Raw genomic sequence first — 22,949 nt, forward strand, 5'->3', positions numbered from 1 at the left:
GCTGAAGGAGTCCACCAGGTGCAGTCCGCGACCCGACTCGGCGACGAAGTCCGCCTCCCGGGCCACCGGTCCCCCGGGAGGGGGACGGGGGCGTCGGCTCGGGGGCGTCAGCCCATGTGCACGGCGATCCGGGGAGCGGCGCCGGTGCGGGCCGCGGCGACGGCCGCGTCGATGTCCGTGAGCGGGAAGGAGGCGGGGACGAGCCCGGCGAACCGGTCCTGCATCGGGGTCCGTCCGAGGAAGTCGACCGCCTCCGCGAGGTCCTCGACCGCGTAGTTGTGGCTGCCGACCACGCGGGTGAGGTTGCGGACGAAGGTGTTGGGCTCGAAGGCCACCTGCGGCCCGGGGGACACCGAGCCGACGAGTGCCACGCGCCCGTCAAGCCCGACGAGGTCCAGGGCCGACTGGACGGCCCTGTGGTGGCCGGACAGTTCGAGGATGACGTCCGAGCCGAACTCCTTGACCGCCGTTTCCAGCGCACCGGGGGAGCAGGCGACGCTGGCCCCGAACGCCAGCGCCAGGTGCCGCCGGCCCGCGTCGATGTCGCAGGCGATGATGTGCCGGGCGCCGAGGTCGCGGGCGTAGGCGATCGCGGTGAGGCCGAGCATTCCGCAGCCGATCACCACGACGTCGTCACCGGCCGTGAGTTCGGTGCGCCGGGCCGCGCACACGACGGTGGCGGTGGCGCAGTTCGCGGGTGCGGCAACCTCGGCGCGCAGTTCGGCGGGTACGAGCACCAGGCCTGTGCCGGCCGCCAGGTGGCAGTGGGTGGCGAGGCCGCCGTTGAACCGCCAGTGGTCGGTGATGGCCTCGTGGCCGTACTTGCGCACGCTCTCGCACTTCTGCGGGACGCCGCGGGTGCAGCGCCGGCAGGTGCCGCAGGAGGTGCCGATGGTCCAGGTGACCCGCTGCCCGGGGACGACGGGCAGGCCGCCGACGGTGGTGGGCGAGCCGCCGACCGCCTCGACGACGCCGACGGCCTCGTGTCCCAGGACGGTCGGCACCGGGGTGGGCCGGTCGCCGGCGATGGTGTGCAGGTCGCTGCCGCACACGGTGGCGAGTTCGATGCGGACCAGGACCTCGCCGGGCAGGAGTTGGGGCAGCGGTTGCTGCTCCAGGCTGAACCCCCTGTCGGGCCCCGACCAGATGGCCGCGGTCGGCGGTAGTGGTGTCCGGCGTACGGAGTTCACGGTGCTGGGGTGCGTCATGTCCGTTCCGCCTAGCGTCGGATCGTGAGGGCGACGAGTGCGCTGCACCCGCAGCACCCGGCCACGAAGAGGAAGATGAGGCTGGTGTTGCCGGTGCTGTCCATCAGGCCGCCGATGAACGGCTCGGCCGTCCCGGCGAAGAGGTAGGCGAAGCAGTTGACCGCGCCGGTCGCCGTGCCGGCCATCCGCTTGCCGGCGATGTCGGGGCAGAGCGCCCAGAACGAGGACTGCGGGCCGTAGACGAAGAAGCCGGTGAGGAAGAGGACCACGATGCCGGTGGTGACGCTCAGCGGTGCGGCGTACATCGTCAGGGACATCACGGCGCCCATGATCATGAACAGGATGATCGGGCGGTCCCGGCGGGAACCGAAGAGCCGGTCGGAGATCTGGCCGTTGGTGAGGGCGCCGACCGCCATGCCGACGGGCAGCGCGACCGAGATCCACAGCGGGTTGATGCCGCCGCCGCCCTTCTTCCAGTTCTCGCCGAGGAAGTAGACGGGGACCCAGATCAGCAGGCCGTAGCGGGCGGTGTTCTGGAAGCCGATGGCGATGCCGGTGGACCAGATCTTGGGGTTGCGCAGCACGGCCTTGTAGCGCTGGAAGGACGACTCGCCGGGGACGGCGGCGGTGTCGTTGCGGTCGTCCTCCTCCTCGGCCTCGGTGACGGAGGCGGGCGGGGTGACACCGGCGTGCCTGGGGCTGTCACGGGCGATGAAGTAGAAGGTGATGCCGCCGACGAGCATCAGCAGGACCGGGACCCGGAAGATCCACTGCCAGTCGAGCTTGAGGGTGTCGACGACGATGGTCGAGGTGACGAAGGCCAGGACGGAGGCCATGCCGGCGGCGAAGGTGTAGAAGCCGAAGCTCCTGCCCCGCTCGCGCGGGCCCCACCAGTTGGAGATGACCCGGCCGCCGGAGGGCCAACCGAGCGACTGCGCGAAGCCGTTCATGCCCCACAGGAGGCTGAGCGTCTTGGGGCCGATGGAGAAGCTCGTGGCCCAGTTGAGGATGGTGGACAGGATGGCGCCGGCCGTCATCATGCGACGGCCGCCGAACTTGTCGGCGAGGTTGCCGTTGATCATCTGGCCGGCGGCGTACGACCAGAGCAGGATGCCGCTGATCCCGCCGAGGGTGGCCTTGCTCAGGCCGAGGTCGGCCTGGATGCCGGGGATGGCGAAGCCGAAGGTCTGCCGGCCGGTGTAGAAGAAGAAGTAGCAGAACATCGCTGCCAGCAGCATGCGCCACTTGAGCTTGTTGTACTTGCGTTCGTTCAGGGGTTCGAGGGTGGCGGTACCGGGTCTTGGACCTTTGGTGTCCGATCTGGTGTTCTCGGCGTTGGACATGGTTCTCGACCGATCTGGGTGGGGGCCGGGGCGCGCCGCGTGGCGTGCGGCGCGCGGTCGAGGCGGCAGGTGCCGCCGGTACCGTGGCCACCCCTTCCGGGGGTGGCCACGGCGTGTCAGTGCGCGTGAGCGGTGCTGCTCTCCTGCTGGGCGACGAGGGTGGTGGCCACCCAGAAGGCGTCGTAGTTGTGGATCACGGCGGGGTCGCCGTACGGCTCGTCGAGCGGCTCGGGCTCCGGCAGCCGACGGTTGATCAGGAAGGGGATCTGGAGCTCGCCCAGCGCGCCGTGGGATCTGAGCGGGGCGTCCAGCCCGCTGAGGTCGTGCCAGGCGGGGAAGCGGCCGAGGGCGGTGCCGGCCTCCGCGAGGACCACGATGTCGCCGATGCGGTCGGCGGGCTGCGCGAACCGCTCGGCCGCCTGCTCGCGGCCGTGCACCTCCTGCACGCCCTCGATGGCGCGCAGGGCCTCGATGGTGGTGTCGCGGTCGGCGCCCGCGGGGAGGTACACGCTCGCGAAGGAGCCGAGCGCGCCGTGGTGCACCGTGTACGGGTCGGTGATGGGCAGGATGACCCGCAGACCCTCGGCCTCGGCGTCCTCGGGAAGACCGAGGACGCGTCGGACCTCCTCCTCGACGAAGACGACCCGGGCGCGGCCCTGGGCGTCGGTCTTGGCGCTCATCCCGTGGTCGGCGGTGAGCACGACGGTCGCGCCGAGCTCCGCCAGCCGACCGGCGTAGTGGTCGATCTTCTCGTAGAGGTCGTTGGCGGCCTCCGTACCCGGTGCGTTCTTGTGCTGGATGTAGTCCGTCAGCGACAGGTACATCAGGTCGGCACCGCGGGTTTCGAGAATTCGTACACCGGCGGCGAGCGCGAATTCGCTGAGGTCCGCCGAGTATACGGTCGGCAGCGGCTTTCCGACCAGGGCGAGGACGTCGCCTATTCCGTTCTCCTCGACGGTGGCCAGGTCCGCCTTCTCCGCGGAGAAGCAGATCCCCCGGCGCGTCGGGGGGACGAACTCGCCGGACCCGTCGAGCGAGGGGCCCTCCTCGACGAGTCCGGCGCCGAGCAGCCGGCGCAGCTTGTCCTTCGCGGTGACCACGACGACGTCCAGGCCGGCCTCGTTGGCCGCGGCCAGGATCGTGGGTGCGCGCAGGAACCGCTTGTCGTTCATCAGGACTTCTTCGCCGAGCCCGGTGTCGAAGATGTAGTTCCCGCTGATGCCGTGCACCGCCGGCGGCCGGCCGGTGGCGATGGACACGTTGTTGGGGTTGGTGAGGGCGGGCATCGCGCAGTGGGCCGGCCACGAGGTTCCCTCGTCCTCGAGGACCTTGCTCAGCCACGGCATCCGACCGGCCGCCATCGCCTCGATGTGGTAGTCGGGTTCGCTGCCGTCGATGCAGATGACGACGACAGGATTTCCGGGCCTGGCGTACGTCCTGCCGTTGACGGTGAAATTCCCTGTGGTCACAAAGGCTCCTTAGCGAGTCGTTAACGTGACTTGCATGTGTCTGTAACACAAGGGTGGCGGCGGGGACGGGCCGGGAGGAACCCCCGATCCGGTTATGCGCGCTATAAGGAGTGGCTGCCGTTTTACCTCAGGTTGAGGCGGGCTTTGAGAACTCTTTGACAACGATCCGGTGAATGTCCGGAATGCCCGGCGGCCGGCGTGCGCACGGGGGAGCGGCCCGGCGACGGCGTGTCCCGGCGGGGCGGTCAGCGGGTGCCGACCAGCTCCCGGGCCATCATGGCGGCCCCCAGGCAGGCCGCCCGGCCGCCCACCCGACCCGCGATCACGTCCGGGCGTGGCCCCTGCCGGCGGGCCCTGCGCAGGGCGGAGTCGATCGCCTGCCGCAGTGCCGTGTCCACGCGGGGCCGCGGTCCGCCGACGACGACCCGCTCCACCTCGGCCGCCAGGATCAGCGCGGTGAGCGCCTGGGTGTCGGCGCTGCGCAGCGTCGCCGCCCTGCCGTCCGGCGAGTTCATGGCGGCGTCGAACTCCGCCTCCCGCACGGACCGGCCCGCGCGCATCACCGCGACCAGGACCGGGTTGGCCGAGGTCACGAACGCGAACGCCGCACAGCCGCGGGCGGCTCCCAGCCGGCCCTCGGCGACGGCGCCGGCGTGTCCCGCGTGTCCGAGGGCGACGGGCACGTCCAGGTGCTCCTCCAGCCAGGAACGCAACGGCGTGGCAGTCCAGTCAGGTTCGGCCGTCGTCGCGAACCCGGCGAGTCCGTCCACCGACCCACTGAGCACGAGCCCGGCCGCCGCCACCGGCGTCCTCCGGCGCTCGGCCAGCGCCGCGAGCTCCGTCGCGCAGCCGAGCACGGTGTCGACCACGGCGTCCGAACCCCGCTCCGGCCGGGTGTACCAGCGCTCGGACTCCCGGACGCGGCCGTCGGTGGTCATGACGGTCCCGCTGATGTAGCGCGCGCCGACGTCCAGGGCGATGACGCTCGCGGCGGCCGGCGGTCGGTGCGCAGCCTCCCGTCCTGGTGGGCGGGGAAGGGCGCCGCGTTGTTCGGCGGATGTGTCCCGCACGGTGCCACTCCTGTGGGAGGCACGGTCCGGCACGGGCCGGATGTGTTCGGTGTGTGAACGGGGAACGGTCATGGCGGCCTGCCTCCGAGTGGTCCCGAGGGTGGTGTGCCGTGCCGCCCTCGCCGGGCCGAGCCCACCTGCGTCCCGCCCCGACGGGACCGGCGGCCCCGCTCCCCGGCGCGACGGCAGCACTGCGGCGCTCCCGTCCCGGGAGCGTGGGATCCGATGGTCGGCCGGTGGGGGAGCGGTGACAAGACCCGAAATGCTGATGGCGCGGATCACGGAACCGTATGGGCGGCACACCGGGCCCGCGTCCCATGGGGCGTAGTGGGAAGTCCCGGATGTGACCCGGAGATTTCGGGCCCGTGACAGCCGGCCCGGGCGGACCGGCACACACCCGGCACTCGCTCAGGAGTCATGACGCGAGAGCCGCCGCGGCGTCGCGGCACGGTTGGCGCGCGAGTGCCGGTCATTGATGCCCAACAGCCTTAGTTTCAGAGGCACTTGACCGTTCCCCGACCCTCCCGGGTCGACCGCTTCGAGCGTCGGTCCGTAGGTCGCCCAGCTCCGGACGCTACCCCGCTGCGGACTCGCCGGGGAACGCCCCGCACCCCGAAGGAATCGTCCCCGACCGGATCGAGAACCAGGACGGCGACCCTCCCCGTTCCCCCATCCCGTACACCACCACCCCGCCCGATTCCGTGGACGGATGTACGGGTGGACGCGTCTTGACGGCGCGGTCGCGCTGCCGCTGTAGTTCCAGTCAATCAGCCCGCCCCGCTTCGCCGGTTCTCGCGCACCTCCGCACCGGCCCACCGAAGCGGCAGCAGACTCTCGTCCGGCCGACCTGCGACGCCCCCACCCGAGCGCGGACGGCCGCCCCGCGCGCCGCGCACCGTCCCAGCCCTATGCCCGTCCCCACCCCACCCCCCGTTCGACCACGCCGTGTTCAGGGCCGTGGTCTCGACGGCATCGGTCGACACCCACCACGTCAGGAGAAGACAATGGACGACTCGTCCCGAACCCCCTCCGAGATCAGCCGCCGCAGGGTGGTGCAGCTGCTGGGCGCCGGCGCGGCCGCGACCGCCGTCGGCACCACCCTGACCGGCACCACCGCGGTGGCGCACTCGAAGTCCCACACGGGGCTGATCGCGGCGGTGCTGGACGACACCGATGGGCACACGGCCGCCCGCGGGTTGACCAGGCTGCTGAGGAACGCCGGTTTCACCGTGGTGGCCCTGAACCCGAACCAACCGGTGCGGCTGAAGGCCGGGCTGGTCCCGGCGCCGGCCGTGCCGGTCGCGGAGACCGCGCCGGCCGACCCCGCGCCGGCCGGCCCGCAGGACGTGCACCTGGTCGCCTTCGGCAGCTTCGCCGGCGCCTCGTACTCCACCTTCGTGGCGAACCAGCGTGCCTCGCTGCAGGACTTCGTCAGAGCCGGCGGAGTGGTCCTCGACCTCGCCAAGTCCGACGTGCCCGGCGAAGGCGTCCCCTATCTGCCCGTCTACCAGGCCCACTGGACCAACGGCGTCTGGAACTCCCCCGCGAGCAGGTGGGAGGACGACGCGATGGCCGCGGTGCGCACCGACGCCGACTTCAACACGGTCTACCCGGTGGTCTCCCTCGACCCGAAGGCCGCCCACCCGCTGGTGCAGGCGCTGACGGCGTCCGGCGGCCAGGTGTTCACCGGGCGCCGCACCTCTCGCCTCGACGGGACGGTGACGAGGCCGATCAGTTCCAGCTGGGAGACGTTCGGTGCCTGGCGGGACATGCGCGTGCTCCTGGCCTGTGCGCCGGGGACGTCGGGCTTCCCGGCGGCGCTGCTGGAGGGTATGGACAGGGACGGAACCGGCAGGTATCTGATCTCCAGCCTCACCATCGACAAGTGCTACGCGGCGGACGGCACGACGGCGGTCGAGTCCCCGGCCGCCATCGAGGACAGCCACGAGTTCTTCCACGCCCTGGCGAGCTACGTGAACGTCGTGCGGACCGGAAAGGCGCCCGCCGTGACTCCCACGCCGTCGCCGAAGGCCGGTCCGCTCGTCGGTGACGTGGGGGTTTCCACGGCCCGGATCTGGGCCCGGCCCGGCCTGACCGGGTCCTGGAAGTGCGAGGTGAGAGAGGGGACCACGGTGAGGGCCACCCAAACCAGGAGCACCGTGGCCGCCAACGACGACACCGTCCTGTTCGACATGGCGGGCCTGACGGCGTACACGGCGTACACCTTCACCATCACCCCGGACGCGGCGGTGTCGTTCGTCCCGCTGACGGGGTCGTTCAGGACCGCTCCGGCGACCTCGGCGACCCCGGTCACCCTGGGCTTCGGCTCCTGTGCGCACAGCGTGCCGAACCCCGTGTGGAACCAGATCATCGCCAAGGGCTGCGAGGGCTTCGTCATGCTCGGCGACACCCCGTACGTCGACAACGGGGTCGTGGGCTTCACTGGTACCCCTCTGGAGAAGGCGCACAGGCAGCACCGCGACTTCCTGGCCGCACCGGGAATCGACAGGCTGGTCAGTTCGATGCCGGTGTGGGCGACGTGGGACGACCACGACTTCGGCAAGAACAACGCCGACGGCACCTTCTCGGACAAGGCCGCGTACCGCCAGGCCTTCATCGACTACCGCGCCAACGCCACCTTCGGCCACGCCTCCGACAGCAGCACCCAGCCGCTGACCACCCGGGACACCGGCCTGGGCGTCTACACCTCCTTCCGGCGCGGCCCGGTCGAGGTGTTCCTCCTCGACCCCCGGTGGTTCTCCGACGTGAAGGCGAAAGCCTGCCTGGGACCGGTCCAGATGGCCTGGCTGAAGGCCGGGCTGTCCGCCAGCACCGCCACGTTCAAGATCCTCGCCTCGGGAATGACCTGGTACAACAAGTCCGGTAGTGAGACTGACGAATGGCACAGCTACACGGACGAGAGGAACGAGATCTTCAAGTACATCAAAGACAACGGCATCAAGGGCTGCGTCCTGCTCACCGGGGACGTCCACGTCTCCCGTGTCCTGAAGAACCACTACGGGACCGATGCCGACCCGCTCTTCGGCTACACCATGTGGGAGTACGTCACCAGCCCGCTGCACAGACTGTTCCTGTCCGGGGAACAGAATTACAAGCCCACCGGCCTGCAGCACAGCGTGCCCGAGCCGAACACCTTCCTCAAGCTGGAAGCCACCCTGACGACGCTGACCGCCACCTGGATCAACGGGTCGGGCGCGACGGTCATCGGCCCCCTGGTGCTCAACGCGACCGACCTCGGCTACCCGGCAGCGCCGACGGGCTACCACAAGGCGTCCGTCGCCGCCACCAGCGACGCGATCGACGTCAGCGGGGCCAGTGCGGCCGAGGGTGCCCCGGTCGTCCGGTGGCTCTACAACGGTGCCTCGAACCAGCGCTTCCAGGTCAGGCCGCTCGACGGCGACTACGTGCGCATCGTCAACCAGAGCAGCGGCAAGGACCTGAGCGTGGCGGGCGCCTCCCAGACCCCCGCAGCGGGGATCGTCCAGAACACCTACACATCCGGCGCTCCCGCCAACGACGAATGGCGCCTGGAAGGCGACGGCGCCGGCCGCGTGCGCATCCGCAACCGCCACAGCAACCTCTACCTCACGGCGGGCAGCACCCAGGGAAGCCAGTTCACACAGCAGCCCCACGACGCCGGCAACAACCTGCAGACCTTCACCATCTCGCCGGCCTGACCGGGCAAAAGCCACCGGCGGACACGACGGGGTGGGCGGGCGTCGCCAGACCCCACCCACCCCGGCTTCCGCGACCCCGTAAGAGTCCACCAACCGCGTCGCGTGACGCATCGGCGGAGCATTCGCCCCGGCGTTCCCCACCACACCCCGACTCGCCCGCCCGGCCCGACTCCCGGTCGGCGCGGGAGCGCGCCACGACCACCCTCGCGCGCCGAACACCCCACCCCTCCGGTCCGACAGTCAATGGAGAAACGCCCATGCTCCGCAACGGCCTGGAACCCTGGCACCTCATCGTGGTGCTCGCCGTGATCGTGCTTCTCTTCGGTTCGAAGAAGCTCCCCGAGGCCGCGCGCGGGCTCGGCAAGTCCCTTCGCATCCTGAAGGCCGAGACCCGGGCCCTGCACGAGGACACCCCGCCCGACACCCCCGCCGAAGCCGCGCAGGCGGCTCCGGACACCGCCGTCCCGGCGGCCATCCCCCCGCCCAGGACGGAGACGCCCCCCACCGGCCACGCCGCACCCAGCACCTCCCACCCGAGCGTCCCCTGACCAGCACCCCACCCGGACGGGCCGCAACGGCCCCGACCACCTCGACGCCCGGCCGCCGGCTCACCCGCCGACCGGGCGTCCTCCACGCGGCGACCCGGCACCCGCCTCACAGCCCCGGAGCGGGCACCGCTGCGGTGGTGGCCGACGTCGCGCCTGTGCGGCACTCAAGGCAACGCCCGGTTCAGGCCGGTCCGTGGGTGAGGTCGGCGCGGGTGGTGTCGAGCTTGGCCAGGACATTGGCCACGTGTTTCTCGACGGTTCGGGTCGAGAGGAACAGGGCGGCGGCGATGTCCTTGTTGGTGGCGCCGGAGGCGAGGAGGTCGCGGACCTGCCTCTCGCGAGGGGACAGGTGTTCGCCGTAGCCGGCGCGGCCGCGTGGGTTGAGGGTCTTCTGGCCGCGTTCGCGCAGCAGGCGGTGGCAGCGGGCGGTGTCGGAGGTGGCGCCGAGGCGTTCGTAGGTGGCGATCGGCCCGGCCAGGCGGGCGGCGGCCTGGTCGAGGTCGGTGCGGGTGCGGGCGGCGTGTTCGGCGGCGAGGGCGGCCCGGTAGGGGCGGCCGATGTCGCTCCAGCACGTCGCCGCGAGGTCGAAGGCCGCCATCGCGGCGTCGGGGCCGTCCCGTCTCAGCAGCAGGCCCCGGCAGTGGTGGTGCTCGGCGGCGGCGCCGGGCGCGTCCCGGCCCTCGATCTGGGTGGCATGGCGTGCGGTCAGGGCTGCGGCTTCCTCGGCCCGGTCGAGGGCGAGGAGGGTCTCGACGGCGGTGGGGACGAGGTCCCAGGCGTAGGCCCAGGCCTCCTTGCGGTCGAGGAAGGCGAGGAAGTCGAGCGGGTCGGTCAGGGCGCGCCAGGCGGCCTGCGGATCGTTGCGGGCGAGATGGAGACCGGCGGTGCCGGCGGCGGCGCCGAGCGAGTTCAGGTGCAGGCCGCCACGGGCCAGGACCTGCCCGAACTCGGCTGCGGCCACGGCGGTGAGGCCACGGGCGGCGGCGGTGAGGCCCCGCACGGTGGCCAGGATCCTCCCCGGCCTGAGCAGGCTGTCCGGGTAACGCTCCTGGAAAGCCGCCAGACCCCGCTCCGCCTCGTCCCAGCGGCCGGCCTGCCAGTCGAGCTCCACCTGGAAGGAGTCCAGGTAGAGCTCCTGCACGGGCAGACGGGCGCGCGGTGTCATGGCCCGTACCTCGGCGATGCCGGCCGCGGCACGCCCGTCGTGACCGACACTGAGCGAGCGGCCGATACCACCGCAGACAATCATCGCCGTACGCTGGAGCGCCTGAATATCGTGGCCCTCGCGGGGCAGCGCCGCCAGCAGCTCCGGGACGGCGGGATCGGCCACCACACACTGCTGGAGGAAACCGGCGAGGTCGAGCAGTGACCGGACTCGGTGGTCCTCGCTCCCGGCCAGCAGTGCGTAGCCGCGCTCGACCATGCCCCGTTGCTCGGCGAGCGAGAACCGGCCCTTCTCCGACAGTCCCAGCAGGGCCAGCAGCCTGGCGGCAGCGACCGGATCGCTATCGCCGATCTCCGAGAGGGCGGTCAGCAGTTCCTCCTCGCCCGACAGGTCTCCGGCCTCGTAGCTCAGCAGTGTCCCAAGGCTGGTCCTGATCCGGCCGCGGACCACGGCAGGCAGACCGGCCACTCGCAGGATCCGTCGCAGGATCCTGATCGTGCTGGGAGCTTCGGTGCCGGCCGAGGCGGCGTAGGCCAGGGCCATGGCGGCGTGGGTGAGCTGTTCGGGGGTGAGGCCGGGCTGGTCGATGATCTCGTTCAGCAGGGCGGTGGCGGTGCCGTGGTCGCCGACCGCAGTGGCCTGGTCGGCGGCGGCCTGGGCCCGGGGCAGCCACGCGGCACGGTCGCCCAGGGCGCGGGTGTGGTGGGCGATCTGCACCAGCGGCGGCGGGTCCTGGGCCAGCAGCGCCTCCAGGACGCGGCGGTGGGCGCGGTTGCGCACCGGCCCGGGGAGGGCGGCGTAGGTCGCCTCCTGGGCGAGGACGTGCGCGAATCCGTAGGTGTCCGGGCCCAGTTGGCGCAGCACTACCGCGCCGAGCGCCTCCAGGAGGGCGGCGTCCGCCCGGGCCTCGTCCAGTCCGGCGGCCTCGGCGAGCAGCATCTGTGCGGCCGGGACCGCCAGCACGGCCGCGGTGTCGACCAGCGCCGCAGCGTCGGGGCTCAGCCGTCCGGTCCGTTCGGCCAGCACCTCGCCCAGGCTGCGGGGCACCCGCAGCGTGGCCGCGTCGGTGCCGCCCGGTGACCGTGCGAGCGTGATCAGGTCCTCTTCGATCACCAGCGGCAACCCGCCGCTGCGCTCCAGCAGGGTCCGCACCAGGCCGGGTGCCGGTTCACCGCCGAGCACGTCCCGTGCCATCGACCGAAGCTCCGCCTCACCCAGCGGGCCCAGCACGATCTCGGCCCCGCCGGTGGACGGCGGACGCCGGTACGGCATCCCCAGCACCGGCACGCCGGCCGGCAGGTCCTCCGCCCGATAGGTCAGCACCAGCGCGACATCGCGCGGCATGTCCCGTGCCAGCAACAGCAGCAGTTCGCGGGTGGCCTCGTCGGCCCAGTGCACGTCCTCCACCACCAGTACGGCCGGTGCCACCGCCTCCAGCAGGGTCCGCACCCCCGACACCACCCGGAACCGGCCCGCTCCGGACGCGGACACCTCCGGCGGCGGCTCGGGCAGCGCGGCGGCCAGGTCCGGCAGCAACGGCGCCAGCGCCCCCGCCGAAGCACCCAGCTCCTCCACCGGCGGCAGCCAGGGCCCGATGCGGCGCAGCGCGTCGATCACCGGCCCGTACGCCAACGGCTCACGCAACGGATGGCAGCCGCCCGCCAGCACCCGCAGCCCCTGGGCACGCAGCGCCGTCGATGCTTCGGCGACCAGCCGCGACTTGCCGATCCCCGCCTCGCCCTCCACCAGGACCACCGCCGGGCGCGCCTCGGACGCCGCGCCCAGCAGCGCCCTCAGCTCGTGTTCCCGCCCCGCGAACGCACACCCGCGCGTTCCGCCGAGGACCGCTTCACCACCGACGTCGTCCACACCCGGCTCCCATCGGGCTCGTCGCGCCCATGACCCGACCTCCACCGTAGTCCGGCCGGAAACAGGCCGCCGATCCCGCCAGTCGGCAGTCGGCCGGAGTGTGCTTCGATGCCGGTGGCCGACCGGCGGGATCGGCGGCTCACCACGCCGTCGACATCGACAACGCGGGCCTCAGCCGGGCGGGCCCGGGCACAAGGTGTGCAGGTGGGCGGGCTGGGCGGCCCGCTCGGAGGTCGGGCGTCCGGCGGGTGAGTGGGGGACGGTCATGGCGGCCTGCCTCCGAGCGGTCCCGAGTGCGGTGCGCAGTGCCGCCGCCAGGGTGGAGACGACGGAGCGCCCCGGATCCTCGGCGCAACGGCCGCAACGGCCGCAACGGCCGCAACGCGGACGCCCCGCCCCGGGGGGCAGGGGCTCCGATGATCGGTGACCGGGGGAGCGGCGGCAAGGCCAGAAATGCTGATGGGGCGGATAACGGAATCGTATGGGAGGCACGTGGTGTCGACGTCTCACGGTTTCGACCGCCAATCCCAAGGCATGACCATGGCATTGCCATTCCTTGACTCTCTTGATCGGGTCGACCGGTCAATCCTGACGCATGGTCAGGAATCCCGGTGCGACGGCCACCGAGATGCTCGCGATGCCGCCGGCGCCGGAGGGGATCCGGTCGATTCGAGGACCTCGCTACCTCAACTCCTGGCACGTCAGAGGGGATTCACGGCCATCGAACCTTCCCGGGCCGACCGCGTCGAGCGCCGGCCGGTCGGCCCGTCGGCCTTCGTCCGCCGGGCGACCCGTCGCGGATTCCACGGGAACGCTCCCCGCCCCCGAAAGAATCGTCCCTGACTGGATCAAGAAGCGGGACGACGACCCGCCCCGTTCACCCGGCCCGTCCATCACCCACCCGCCCGATTCCCCCCACGGATATCGGTGCACGAGTATTGACAGCGCCATTGCGCGGCCGCTGTAGTTCCACTTAATCAGCCCGCCCCGCTTCGCCGGTTCTGGCGTACTTCCGTTCCGGCCCACCGAAGCGGCTGCAGACACCCGTCCGGCCGACCTGCGACGCCCCCACTCGGGCGCAGACGGCCGCCCCGCGCGCCGCGCACCCTCCGACCCCTACCGCTCGGGTCGCCCGTACCCACCTCACCCCGCGCTCGACCACGCCCTGTTCGGGCTCGTGGTTCTACGGCATCGGTCAACACCCTCACACAGGAGAAGTCATGGACGACTCTTCCCGCACCCTGTCCGATCACATCAACTCCGAGATCAGCCGCCGCAGGGTGGTGCAGCTGCTGGGCGTCGGCGCGGCAGCGGTCGCCGCCGGCGGCGCCATGACCGGCACCGCCGCGGCGGCGGTGGACCCGCTCCCGCCGACGGGGCTGGTCGCGGCGGTGCTGGAGTACGCCGACAGGTGGACGAACGCCGTCGGGCTGCGCAAGCTGCTGGTGCACGCCGGGTTCACCGTGATCGATCTGGACCCGACCAAGGCGGCGACGGCCCAGGCCCGGCCCGTGGACCTGATCGCCTTCGGCAGCTTCACCAACGACGGGCCCCACTACACCAAGTACGTGAAGGATCACGTCGAGTCGCTGCGGGCGTTCACCACAGCCGGCGGGGTGATCCTGGACCTCGCCAAGTCCGACCAGCCCGGTGAGGGCGTCTCCTATCTGCCGACCGCGAACTGGACGTGGAACACGAGCGGGCCGTACGCGGTGCGCACCGATGCCGACTTCGACACGGTCTACCCGGTGGCCACGACCCACCCGCTGGTGTCCGCGTTGCCGAAGGACGCCTCCGGGCAGGTCTTCACCGGCCGCAACAGCACGTTCGACGGGCTCAAGGTGTGGACCAGCTGGGAGTCGATCGGCGCCTGGAAGGAGATGCGTGTGCTCCTGGCCTGCGCGCCGGGTACGGCCGGCTTCCCGGCGGCCCTGCTGGAGGGCAGGGACACGATCCTTGAGAACGGCAGTTGGAAGGCGGACGGCAAGGGCAGGTACCTGGTCTCCAGCCTCACCGTCGACAAGTGCTACCGGGCGGACGGCACGGCGGTCCAGAACGCGGCCGCCATCGACGACAGTCGCACGTTCTTCAACGCCCTGAGCGGCTACGTGCAGATGGTGAAGGGCAGAAGTGCGCCTGCCGTGACGTACACGCTGTCGTCCCAGGCCGGTCCCCTCGTCGGCCACGTGGGCGTGTCCACGGCCCGGATCTGGGCGCGGCCGGGCCTGACCGGGTCCTGGAAGTGCGAGGTGAAGGAGGGGACCGCGGTGAAGGCCACCGTCACCGCGAGTACCGTGGCCGCCAACGACGACACCGTCCTGTTCGACGTGCAGGGCCTGACGGCGTCGACGTCGTACACGTACACCATCACCCCGGTGGCGTCCGGCGTCGCTTGCGTCCCGATGCAAGGGGGGTTCACGACCGCACCGGGGACGGGCGTGGCTGCCAAGGTCACGCTGGGCGTGGGCTCCTGCGCGCACAACGTGCCGAACCACCTGTGGACACGGGTCCTGAACGAGGGCTGCGAGGGATTCGTCATGCTCGGGGACACCCCGTACGCCGACAGCGACGGCCATCCGGCCCTCCCCGGCGCCACCAAGAGGAGTGTGGAGGTGGTGCGCGCCTACTACCGGGAGTTCATCGCCGTGCCCGAGCTCGCGAACATGGCCAGGTCGATGCCGGTCTGGGGAACGTGGGACGACCACGACTTCGGGGCCAACGACTCCGACGGCACCTTGGCGGACAAGGCCACCTACCGCAGGGCGTTCGTCGACTACCGCGCCAACGCCACCTTCGGCCACACCACCGGCGGCACCCAGCCACTGACCGACCGGACCCCCGGAGAGGGCGTCTACACCTCGTTCCGGCGCGGCCCGATCGAGATGTTCCTCATCGACCCGCGGTGGTTCTCCAACAAGAACGGGACGGTCTGCATGGGACCGGTCCAGAAGCAGTGGCTGTTCAACGCGCTGAGCGCCAGCAGTGCGACCTTCAAGGTCCTCGCCTCGGGAATGACGTGGTACGACAAGCCCGGCGGTGAGAAGGACGACTGGGCCAACTACGCGGCCGAGAAGGACGAGATCTTCAACTACATCAACCAGAAGAAGATCCGCGGCTGCGTCCTGCTCAGCGGGGACATCCACGTCTCCCGCGCCCTGAAGAACAACGGGACCACGCCGGTCGGCTACGACCTGTGGGAGTACATCGTCAGCCCCATCCACCGCATCACGCTCGGCCCCACGTTCGACGTGGCCACCCCCGGCGTCGTGCACAGCAAGGCCGAGCCGTACACCTTCCTCAAGCTGGTGGCCGACACCACCGTGGCCCCGGCCAGGTTGACCGCCACCTGGATCAACCGGGACGGTGCGTCGGTCATCGGACCCATCGTGCTGACCACGACCCAGCTCGGCTACCCGGCCTGATGCCCCGGTCGGCGCGGGAGCGCGGGGCGACCGCGGTTCCGCGCCGGCCATTCCGCCCCTTCTTTCGGTTCGACAGTCAAGGAGACGATGCCCATGCTCCGCAACGGCCTGGAACCCTGGCACCTCATCGTGGTGCTCGCCGTGATCGTGCTGCTCTTCGGTTCGAAGAAGCTTCCCGAGGCCGCGCGCGGGCTCGGCAAGTCCCTGCGCATCCTGAAGGCCGAGACCCGGGCCCTGCACGAGGACACCCCGCCCGACACCCCCGCCGAAGCCGCGCAGGCCGCTCCGGACACCGCCGCCCCGGCGGCCATCCCCCCGCCCAGGACGGAGACGGCTCCCACCGGCCACACCACACCCAGCACCTCCCACCCGAGCGTCCCCTGACCAGCACCCCACCCGGACGGGCCGCAACGGCCCCGACCACCTCGACGCCCGGCCGCCGGCTCACCCGCCGACCGGGCGTCCTCCACGCGGCCGCCCGGCACCCGCGCGGCGTGACCCGCCCTCACGGCCCCGCAGCGGGCACCGCCGCCGTCGAGCGGCCCCTTCAACCACGTGGCCCGACTCCTGGCCAAGCTCTCCACCACCCGCGCCGAGCTTGCGGGCCGGCCTGAGCCGACCGCGTCCAGCGATCCGCGGCCTGATCGTGCGTGCCCACGGTGACGGCGGCTCACGGGAAGGGGAGCGTACGGGCGAACACGGTGACCAGCACCAGCACGGCGGGGAACAGGGCGAGGAACATGGCGAAGGTGTACCCCATGATGTCGCGCGCCTTCAGCCCGAGGATCGCCAGCGTGGGCAGCATCCAGAAGGGTTGCAGCAGGTTGGCACTGGCCTCGCCGAGGTCGTACACGACGACCATCCAGCCCTGGTTCACCTGGAGTTGGTTGGCCGCGTCCAGGACGTAGGGGGCCTCGATCACCCACTTGCTGCCGCCGCTGGGCACGAACACCCCGAGCACGCAGCTGTAGATCGCGATCATGGCCGGGTAGAAGAACTCGTTCGACACCGACACGAGCCAGTCGGCGATGGTCTGGTGCAGACCGGTGTAGGCGATCATCCCGAAGATACCGCCGTACAGCGGGAATTGGAGCAGCACACCGGAGGCCGCGGGCGTGCCGTCCTTGACGGCGCGGGCGAGGTTCACCGGCCGCCAGTGCAGGACGAGCGCCAGCAGGATGAGGACCAGGTTGATGGTGTTCAGGTCCAGCGCGTTGAGCGGATTGCCCGCCGTGTTCGCGAAGCGCCGGACGAGGTACCAGGCGCCGAGCGCGAACAGCAGGACGGTGAAGACCGGGCTGTACTCGATCCACTCGCCCGGCCTGGTCCGCCGGCTGTCGTGGTGCTGCCGGTCGAGGCGGGGGCCCAGGTCGATCCCGAGCTGCTCCGCGGTCTTCGCGCGTTCCGGCGAGGGGGTCAGGAACCAGGCCATGCCCACGCCGATGACGAAGATGATCGCCGTGGCCGCCATGCCCTGCCACAGGAAGATGGTGTCGGTGAGCGGGATCAGTCCGCTGCCGCGGCCCTCGGCGATGACCTTCTGTACGGGCGGCGGGCTCGACGCGGCGCTCGCCACCTGCAACGCGGCCGACCCGGAGAGCCCCTGGGCCCACACCGTGCCGAGTCCGAGGAACGCCATCGCGCCGAGCGCGCGGTAGTCCACGCCGGGGACGCGGCGGGCGACCTCCTTGGCGAGGATCGCGGTGAAGATGAGGCTGAACGCCCAGTTCGCGTAGGAGGTGAGCATGGCGACCGCGGCGGTGAACGCGACGGCGCCGCGCGGGGTCCGGGGCAGTGCGGCCAGTCGCGCGATCAGGCGCCCGACCGGCGGGGAGACCGCGACCGCGTAGCCGGCGATCACGATCATGGCCATCTGCAGGGTGAAGGTGATGAGGGACCAGAAGCCCTGCCCCCAGGCGTCGACCAGGCCGTACCCGCTCGTCGCCCCGGGCTTGGCCGGTACGCCGACCAGCTTCTCCCCGGACACCAGCCCGAGCGCGAAGATCAGGAAGGTCCCCACCAGGACGAAGCCCAGGGCGTCGGGCAGCCACTTCTCGGTGAAGGCGGTGAAGCGCAGCGCCAGCCGGGCGAGCCAGTTCTCACGGGTCCCCGTCGTCGAACCGGGAGCCTCGGGTGCGGTCGTCGTCATCGGATCCTCGCTATCGCTCCCCGGATGGGTGGGGTGACCTGCGCCGAGCCGGTGCGGGGAGTGCCGCCGATCCTGCTTTCCCCCGGGTTGCGGGGTCAATGGTGATGAGAGTCATAGGAGACCGTCACCCTGTGTGGGCGGCCAATACCTCTGCGTTCGGCGCGTTCGGCGCGTTCGGCGCGTCCGCCGTCCGTGATCGCCCCGTGGGCCGGCTCCGACCCGGCGCGGGCTGCTCGGCACCCGCGCAGAAGACGCGCCATCGAGCGGACGATCGTTCAGGCCGGCCCGCCTCTTCGCGACAGCTGATGATCACCGGCCGGCAACACGGCCCGATCGCCCGGCCGACGGCCACGCTTGCGCCATGACGACACCGACTTCCCCGGCCGGGTCGGCGGCGGAGCCTGCTTCGCTCGGCGCGGCCGTCACCATCCAAGCCCTCGACCGTGACCCCTTCCCCGTCTACCGGCGCCTGCGGGAGGAGGAGCCGGTCGCCTGGGTTCCCGCGGCCCACGCCCACCTGGTCACGCGGTGGGAGGACGTCCAGCGGATCTGCCGTGACGCCGAGACATTCAGCGCCGCCGTCCACGACTCACCCCTGTCGCAGTCGATCGGCCCCAATCTGCTGCACAGCGACGGCGCCCGGCACGACCGCCTGCGGGCACCGCTGACGGAGGGTCTGCGGCCCTCGGTGATCAAGCGGACCGTGGAGGGCGCCGTCCGGGAGACCGTCCGCAGCCTGCTCGGCGCACTCCGACCGGGCGACGAGGTGGACCTCGTCAACGGCTTCGCCCAGACCCTCGCGGTCCGGGTCCTGCAACGCGTCACCGGGCTGCCCGAGATGCCCGTCCCGGTGTTCACGGCGTGGGTGGACGGCATCGCCGCCGGATCCGCCAACTACGAGCGCGACCCCGCGAAGCAGCGCCGGGCGGACGAGGCGAGTGCCGCCGTCGACGACGTGCTGCGCGCCACCCTGCGGCAGCGGCCGGCGCCGGGCACCCTGCTGGCGGGCCTGGCGGCCGGCGGTGCCACCTTCGAGGAGATCGCGGCGACGACCAAGCTGCTGATCATCGGCGGCATGCAGGAGCCGCGCGACCTCTTCGGGCACGCCCTCATCGCCTACCTGACGGAGCCCGGGGTCCGCGAAGAGGTCGACCGGGACAAGGCGTCGATCGTGCGCCTGATCGAGGAGGCCCTACGGCTCGGTGCCCCGGTCGGCACCGTCACCCGGCGGGTGACCAGGCCCACCCGCGTCGCGGGACGGCTCCTGGCGGAGGGGTCGCTCGTCCTCGCCGTCCTGGCCTCCGCGAACCGGGATCCCCGGCGCTGGGACGAGCCGGACGAGTTCCGGCTGTGGCGCGAGCACAACCAGCACCTGTCCTTCAGCGCGGGGGTGCACGCCTGCGTGGGCGCCGTGCTGGCCCGCACCCAGGTCCGGATCGCGCTGGAGGAACTGCTGACGGCCTACCCGGCCCTTCGGCTGGCCGAGGAGCCCGTGATCCGGGGGTGGGAGTTCCGGGGGCCGACCAGCCTGAAGGTCGGGCTCGGGAGCGCCTCCGGCCGGTCGGTCGAGGCAGCGAGCCCGACCGCCCACGGCGCGCCCGTCGTCCCGCTGCGCGTGCTCGACGTGCACAGGTCCGGCGGCGAGGTGGCGGTCATCACCGTCGGACCCGCCCGGGGCGGCGAGCTGCCGCCGTGGACCCCCGGCGCGCACGTCGACCTCACCTTCGACCACGCGGGCCAGGTGTTCCGCCGGTCCTACTCGCTGTGCGGCGATCCCGCCGACCGGCACACCTGGCGCTTCGGTGTCCGCCGGGCCAGCGGGTCACGCGGCGGGTCGGCGTTCCTCGTCGAGGCACTCGCCCGGGGGAGCCGCCTGGAGGCGACACCGCCCCGCAACGGCTTCGCTCTGACCCCCGCCCCCGGCCACCTGCTGGTCGCGGGCGGCATCGGCATCACACCGCTGCTGCCCATGGCACGCGCCCTGGCGGCCTCCGGCACACCGTGGCGGCTCCTCTACGTCGGCCGCGACCGCGCCTCGATGCCCTTCCTCGACGAGGTCGAGGCCCTGGGCCCCGCCTGCGAGACGTGGACGACCGGGGAGCGCGGCCACCCGGATCTGGCCGCACGGCTGCGGGCCGTCCCGGCCGGCGGGCAGGTCTACGCCTGCGGACCGGCGGGGATGCTGGACGACCTCGCCGCCCTGGTGGCCGGGCACCCGGTCCTCACCCTCCGGGTGGAGCGGTTCGGCGCACCGGGCGGGCCCGGTACCCACGCCGACGCCCGCGAGTTCCGCGTCCGGCTGGCCCGCACCGGCAGGGAGATCACGGTCGGACCGGACCGGACGCTCCTCCACGCGCTGGAGGACGCGGGGATCGTGATGCCGTCCACCTGCCGCGAGGGCATCTGCGGATCGTGCGAGACTGCGGTCCTCGCCGGTGCGGTGGACCACCGCGACCACCTGCTGTCCGACGAGGAGAAGGAGCGGGGCGACGTGATGCTCGTGTGCGTGTCTCGAAGCAGAGGCACCCGGCTGACCCTCGACCTCTGAGCCGAACCGAGGAGCCCCCCGTGCACCTGGACGACATCGATCTGGCCCTGCTGCGCGCGCTGAACCGGGACGGGCGGCTGCCCGCGGCCGAGCTGGCCGCGCAGGCGAACGTGTCCCGCGGCACGGTGTACGCGCGCCTGGAGCGGCTGCGGCGGGCCGGGGTGATCCGGAACTTCTCGATCGACGTCGACCACCACAAGCTCGGGCTGAACGTGACGGCGCTCGTCCTGGTCTCCGCCGGCCAGTTCCGCTGGCGCGAGATGAGCGACGAGCTGGAAAAGCTGCCGGAGGTCCAGTACGCGGGGTACCTCACGGGGGGATTCGACATCGTGCTCCTGGTGAGGGTCAGGGACACGGACGCGCTGCGCGCCTTCGTCTTCGAGAAGCTGCAGGGCATCCAGGGGGTGCGGTCCACCCAGACGCTGACCGTGGTCGAGGAGGTGGTGGACCGGCCCAGCATCGTCCCCACCGGGTGACGCCCCGCCTGCCGCCTGCCGCCTGCTGCCTGCTGCCTGCCGAACGACGGCGGGGCGTGCCCGGTGCCCGCCCGGTGACCATCGGGCGGGCACCGGCCACGCGCTCACCGGGCCCGGTGGCCGGCCCCGCCCGCCGTCAGGCGCGACGCCGCAGCCCTGCTCGACGCGGGGCGGCCGGACCGAGGGCGAGGGGCGGGATCAGGAGGCGTTGGGGCCGCTGCCGCCACCGGAGCCGCCCGTGCGGTCCACGATCACCTTGACCTTCGCCGGCGCGGTCCGACCGGCCACCCAGCCGGACTCCGAACCGCTGCCACGGGCAAGGTACTTGGCCGACACCTCGATCACGACGAGGGCGTTCTTGTGGCTGAAGCCTTCGGCGACACCGGGGTCGGTGGTGAACTCGGGGAGCACGCCGCCCTTCCCGACCTGCTGGGCGGCGGTCGCGCCCGACGGCCTCGCCGTGGTGGCCGAGGCCGGGTCCCCGGACACCGAACCGTTCCTGGCCATGCTCTCCGCGATGTCCAGGCGGGTGCCCCGCCACAGCGTCACGGTCCGGTCCGAGCCCGAGGCCACGGCCTTCGCCACCTCGGACTGTGCCGTGGGCTTGGGGAGCTTGCCGCGGTAGGCCTCGTCGAAGTCGTCGCTGTCCGAGTCGTAGTTCGGGTCGTCCTCGGCCAGCTTCGTCCGGCCGGTCTTGATCCGGCTCACACCGTCGGCGGACTTCGGCTGGTCCACGGCGAGGGTCTTGAAGTCGAGATCCAGCTGCGACTGCGCCCCCGTCTCGGCGGGCTTGCCGGACTCGGTCACCACCTGGTAGCCCGGGCCGCGCTCGGTCTCCACGAACTTCTGCTCCGGCTGCCCCGCTTCAGGCTTGCCGGCCGTCGTGCCGGTGGCCGGCCTCGACGGCCCCGCTCCGTCCGACTCCGCCGGGCGCTGGGGGCCCTCGGTGCGGGGGCCGCCGGTACGTGACGAGCCGCCGCGCTCACCCCCGCCCTTGCCGCCGCCTTCGCCCACCCCGACTCCGTCGACACCACCGAACTCGGGAAGCGGCCCGCTGCTGAGCACGGTGATGACAATTCCCAGGCCCTCGCGGACCTTGTCCCCGGTCGTGCGCGGCTTCTTCTCCCCGGGGATTTCGTGGAATTGCCCCGGGTGGGAGCATTCCTCGCAGTAGGCGAAAGCGGGTTGACCGGCGGCCAGGCCCGCACCGAGCGTCAGGGACAGGACGGTCACGAGCTTGACAGCCGTGCGGACGGTTCTGCGTGTCACGGGGATATCTCCAGGAATTCGAGCCGGTGCGGGGAGCTCTTGCGGCGGGTCGCGATGCGCGACTCGGGGCGAGCCACCTGCGAGAAACAATCACCTGTGCCTGTCGGGACATCAACTCAACGCTACAGATCGCTTGTTGAGCGTCCGTATCGAAATCGTCGTGCGTCCGGTCGACAGTCCGTCGGCGGATTGACGATGCTCATTCTGGCCCGGTGGACGGCGATCACGCACTCGTACGTCTACCTGTCTTCCTACCTGCATTCCCGCCTCCGGCCGGGTGCGGCGCGGCCGGGACCGGCGGCGTGAAACGTCCCGCACGTCAGGGACGCCTTCGTCGCCGGTCGTCCGATCGCCCTCGGGAGTGGTAAGCCGCATAGGTGTGGTGACACAACGTCACGCGCGGTTGTGCACTGCCACCCGGACTTGACGATCGTGTCGCCGTAGAGATCTCATATGGCACACGGCGTCCGGAAATGCCTTTTCGAGGGCCGGGTCAGGGATTGTCCGGGCCCGCAACCCTCGATCTCGGTGGCGTTTGCCGCCTGCCCTCGGCCGTCCCTCACAGACGGCGTCGCGACCGGGAGAGCGCCTTGCCGCTCTCCGGCGGGGCGCGAACGCGATTCACCATCACGGTCGTCACGGACGTGTCGGCGGCGCCGGACGGAGACCCCTCCCCGGCTCGCTCCCGGATGCCTGACTCGCATGACTCGCGGAC

The 22,949-nt window shown here is 71.8% G+C and carries 13 protein-coding genes; 6 read left to right on the top strand and 7 right to left on the bottom strand.

Going from position 1 to position 22,949, the window contains the following annotated elements:
• Window positions 1-107: 107 nt before the first annotated feature.
• From ACWDRR_RS41235 to ACWDRR_RS41250, 4 genes are all read right to left on the bottom strand, one after another.
• On the bottom strand, window positions 108-1,208 hold the full coding sequence (locus ACWDRR_RS41235; protein ID WP_449777453.1) for a zinc-binding dehydrogenase: 1,101 nt from the start codon (window positions 1,206-1,208) through the stop codon (window positions 108-110).
• Window positions 1,209-1,219: 11 nt separating this feature from the next.
• Window positions 1,220-2,551, bottom strand: coding sequence for an MFS transporter (locus ACWDRR_RS41240; protein WP_449777454.1), 1,332 nt, complete (start codon window positions 2,549-2,551; stop codon window positions 1,220-1,222).
• 116 nt (window positions 2,552-2,667) lie between these two features.
• Window positions 2,668-4,020 carry a phosphonoacetate hydrolase gene (phnA, locus tag ACWDRR_RS41245; RefSeq protein WP_449777455.1) on the bottom strand — a complete coding sequence of 451 codons (1,353 nt, stop codon included), beginning with the start codon at window positions 4,018-4,020 and terminating at the stop codon, window positions 2,668-2,670.
• Between the two features lie 245 nt (window positions 4,021-4,265).
• Window positions 4,266-5,090: an ROK family protein gene (locus tag ACWDRR_RS41250; RefSeq protein WP_449777456.1), complete on the bottom strand. Its 825-nt coding sequence runs from the start codon at window positions 5,088-5,090 to the stop codon at window positions 4,266-4,268.
• Window positions 5,091-6,094: 1,004 nt separating this feature from the next.
• On the opposite strand from ACWDRR_RS41250, the gene ACWDRR_RS41255 reads away from it, so the two are divergent.
• Both ACWDRR_RS41255 and tatA (ACWDRR_RS41260) read left to right on the top strand, forming a co-directional pair.
• Entirely contained in the window at window positions 6,095-8,788 is a 2,694-nt protein-coding gene (locus ACWDRR_RS41255) for an alkaline phosphatase D family protein (RefSeq protein WP_449777457.1), read from the top strand.
• A 257-nt stretch (window positions 8,789-9,045) separates the two neighbouring features.
• Window positions 9,046-9,336 (top strand): Sec-independent protein translocase subunit TatA, encoded by a 291-nt coding sequence (gene tatA, locus ACWDRR_RS41260; RefSeq protein WP_449777458.1) that lies wholly within the window; start codon window positions 9,046-9,048, stop codon window positions 9,334-9,336.
• Between the two features lie 181 nt (window positions 9,337-9,517).
• Here tatA (ACWDRR_RS41260) and ACWDRR_RS41265 read toward each other — a convergent pair whose 3' ends face one another.
• A complete protein-coding gene (locus ACWDRR_RS41265) occupies window positions 9,518-12,370 on the bottom strand; it encodes an ATP-binding protein (protein WP_449777459.1) in 2,853 nt (950 codons plus the stop codon).
• Between the two features lie 1,220 nt (window positions 12,371-13,590).
• Here ACWDRR_RS41265 and ACWDRR_RS41270 point away from each other — a divergent pair.
• Window positions 13,591-15,792 carry an alkaline phosphatase D family protein gene (locus tag ACWDRR_RS41270; protein ID WP_449777460.1) on the top strand — a complete coding sequence of 734 codons (2,202 nt, stop codon included), beginning with the start codon at window positions 13,591-13,593 and terminating at the stop codon, window positions 15,790-15,792.
• Between the two features lie 93 nt (window positions 15,793-15,885).
• On the top strand, window positions 15,886-16,176 hold the full coding sequence (gene tatA, locus ACWDRR_RS41275; protein ID WP_449777461.1) for a Sec-independent protein translocase subunit TatA: 291 nt from the start codon (window positions 15,886-15,888) through the stop codon (window positions 16,174-16,176).
• Between the two features lie 286 nt (window positions 16,177-16,462).
• Here the strand turns inward: tatA (ACWDRR_RS41275) and ACWDRR_RS41280 are convergent, their stop codons facing one another.
• Window positions 16,463-17,941: a short-chain fatty acid transporter gene (locus ACWDRR_RS41280; RefSeq protein ID WP_449777462.1), complete on the bottom strand. Its 1,479-nt coding sequence runs from the start codon at window positions 17,939-17,941 to the stop codon at window positions 16,463-16,465.
• 361 nt (window positions 17,942-18,302) lie between these two features.
• On the opposite strand from ACWDRR_RS41280, the gene ACWDRR_RS41285 reads away from it, so the two are divergent.
• The gene (locus ACWDRR_RS41285; RefSeq protein WP_449777463.1) at window positions 18,303-20,489 is read left to right on the top strand and encodes a cytochrome P450/oxidoreductase; all 2,187 of its coding nucleotides are present in this window, start codon (window positions 18,303-18,305) and stop codon (window positions 20,487-20,489) included.
• A gap of 20 nt (window positions 20,490-20,509) precedes the next feature.
• Entirely contained in the window at window positions 20,510-20,965 is a 456-nt protein-coding gene (locus ACWDRR_RS41290; protein WP_449777464.1) for an Lrp/AsnC family transcriptional regulator, read from the top strand.
• Window positions 20,966-21,163: 198 nt separating this feature from the next.
• Here the strand turns inward: ACWDRR_RS41290 and ACWDRR_RS41295 are convergent, their stop codons facing one another.
• Window positions 21,164-22,234: a DUF4765 family protein gene (locus tag ACWDRR_RS41295; protein WP_449777465.1), complete on the bottom strand. Its 1,071-nt coding sequence runs from the start codon at window positions 22,232-22,234 to the stop codon at window positions 21,164-21,166.
• Window positions 22,235-22,949 lie beyond the last annotated feature (715 nt).

It is taken from the genome of Kitasatospora sp. NPDC003701 (assembly GCF_053587085.1).

Excerpts from the sequence above, each read along its gene's own strand:
- ACWDRR_RS41270 (WP_449777460.1), top strand. The coding sequence starts at position 13,591 with ATGGACGACTCTTCCCGCACCCTGTCCGATCACATCAACTCCGAGATC.
- ACWDRR_RS41280 (WP_449777462.1), bottom strand. The coding sequence starts at position 17,941 with ATGACGACGACCGCACCCGAGGCTCCCGGTTCGACGACGGGGACCCGT.
- ACWDRR_RS41240 (WP_449777454.1), bottom strand. The coding sequence starts at position 2,551 with ATGTCCAACGCCGAGAACACCAGATCGGACACCAAAGGTCCAAGACCC.
- tatA (WP_449777461.1), top strand. The coding sequence starts at position 15,886 with ATGCTCCGCAACGGCCTGGAACCCTGGCACCTCATCGTGGTGCTCGCC.
- ACWDRR_RS41235 (WP_449777453.1), bottom strand. The coding sequence starts at position 1,208 with ATGACGCACCCCAGCACCGTGAACTCCGTACGCCGGACACCACTACCG.
- tatA (WP_449777458.1), top strand. The coding sequence starts at position 9,046 with ATGCTCCGCAACGGCCTGGAACCCTGGCACCTCATCGTGGTGCTCGCC.
- ACWDRR_RS41285 (WP_449777463.1), top strand. The coding sequence starts at position 18,303 with ATGACGACACCGACTTCCCCGGCCGGGTCGGCGGCGGAGCCTGCTTCG.
- ACWDRR_RS41255 (WP_449777457.1), top strand. The coding sequence starts at position 6,095 with ATGGACGACTCGTCCCGAACCCCCTCCGAGATCAGCCGCCGCAGGGTG.